Source organism: Flavobacterium sp., from assembly GCF_049590715.1.
Taxonomy (GTDB): Bacteria; Bacteroidota; Bacteroidia; order Flavobacteriales; family Flavobacteriaceae; genus Flavobacterium.
Genome location: NZ_JBAWDL010000042.1, coordinates 1 through 1,897, shown reverse-complemented (window position 1 = coordinate 1,897; position 1,897 = coordinate 1). Strand labels below are relative to the sequence as shown.

At 59.3% G+C, this 1,897-nt stretch carries 1 protein-coding gene; it reads right to left on the bottom strand.

Going from position 1 to position 1,897, the window contains the following annotated elements:
• Window positions 1–282 precede the first annotated feature (282 nt).
• Window positions 283–1,897, bottom strand: a 1,615-nt coding sequence (locus WBQ70_RS02240; RefSeq protein ID WP_423909973.1) for an EAL domain-containing protein, incomplete at its 5' end; no start/stop codon positions are given.

Here is a 1,897-nt window from a genome sequence, read left to right as displayed (position 1 = left end):
GCCACCGGCATCACCGAGTACCTGCGCAACGGTGGGAAGCTCGAAGTGGCCCAGCAGATGGCCAACCACGAAAGCGCCCGAACAACAGGGCTCTATGACCGGCGGCAGGACCAGGTTTCGCTCGATGAGATTGAGCGAATCCGAATTTGACAGCGATGCCACAGATTTGGATCGCACTGCAGCCGCAACTAAAGCCGGGCGGGTTCAATATCCTCAAAGGGTTCAGTCGCCTAGACCGGACTACCAGCGTTTAGGATGCGTTCTTCAAGACCGGGCAACCCATCAACTCGATGTGATGTGTGACATTGGAAGTGGTTGCGGCCGTGCCACTGCATAGCCCTGAGCAAAGTCCACGCCCAGCGAGCGTAACTCGTCGATCACGGTTTGGCTCTCGGCGTACTCGCCCACCGTCAGCAGTCCCATGATGTGGCCCACGCGGTTGATGGTGTCGACCATGGCGCGGTCGATGGAGTCGTTCACGATGTTGCGGATAAAGCTGCCGTCGATCTTCAGGTAGTCCACCGGCAATGTCTTCAGGTACGCCAGCGAACTGGTACCGACACCGAAGTCGTCAAGCGCAAAGCTAAACCCCAGTGCCTTCACCTTCCGCATGAATTCGGTGGCGTGGCGCATGTTGTTGATGGCCGCGGTCTCAGTAATTTCAAAACATACGGCTCCTGGCGGTAGCTCGAACTCTTGTGCCTGCTGCTGGATGAATTCCAAGATCCCCTCGGAATTGAGCGTGGTGCCCGAAAGGTTGATAGCGCAAGTCAGCGGAGCGCCCATTTCGGCCAGCAGACGCTTGTAGCGCGAAAAGACGGAGCGGATTACCCAACGGTCGATAGCCGGCATGATGCCGTAGCGCTCTGCTGCAGGCAGGAAGCTGCCCGGCGCTACCAGCTGGCCCTCTTCGTCGAGCAAACGCAACAGCACTTCTATATGCTGACCGTGCGCAGCTTCTAGGCCTAGAGCTAGATACGGCTGGTAGTAGAGCACCAGACGATCTTCTTGAAGCGCCCTGGTCAACCGCGCGGCCCAATGCATTTCGGCGCGACGCTGGGCCATATCGGCGTCGCTGCTGTCGTAGACGCTGATGCGGTTGCGACCGTTCTCCTTGGCGGCGTAGCAGGCGCTATCGGCCGCTGCAAAGATTTCGGCGCGGGTGCCTGTGTCGGCAGTGATGACGACCACGCCTATGCTGACCCCCACCGTAAACGCACGCCTGTCCCAAACGAAACGGTACTCTCGGACCGCCGTCAGCAGATTGTCTGCAATCACGCGTGCGCGATCTAGAGAGCAACATTCGAGCAACACGCCGAACTCGTCTCCACCCAGGCGCGCCAGCGTATCAGTTCCCCGCAAGCAGCCCAGCAGCACGCCGGAGATCTGCTTGAGCAGCGCATCGCCAGCGGCGTGGCCACAGGTGTCGTTGACTATCTTGAACTGATCGAGGTCGAGATAGCACAGCACATGGTGGCGCGAGAGATTCTGAGCGCTGAGTAGCGCGATTTCGACACGCGTCTCGAATTCACGGCGATTCACGAGGTCGGTGAGAGCGTCGTGCGTGGCCGCCCAGGTAATGCGCTGCGCCATGCGGCGCGTGCTGCTCACATCGCGAAGGACCATTGTGCCGCCGATGATCTGGCCGCCTTCGTTATGCATTGGTGCTGCTGAATCCTCGATCGCGAGCGATGTACCATCTCGGCGAACAAGCGCCACGTTCTTGCCACTAAAGTCAATGAATCGGTCTTCGCGCATCGCCTTTTTCGCCGGCAGAAGCAGCGCCTCCATGGTGCTCTCGTCGATAAGCACGCAGACATCCCCCAGATGTCTCCCTCGCGCTTCAGCCAGTGTCCATTGCGTCAGATCCTCCGCCGTGGGATTCATGTAATCGATG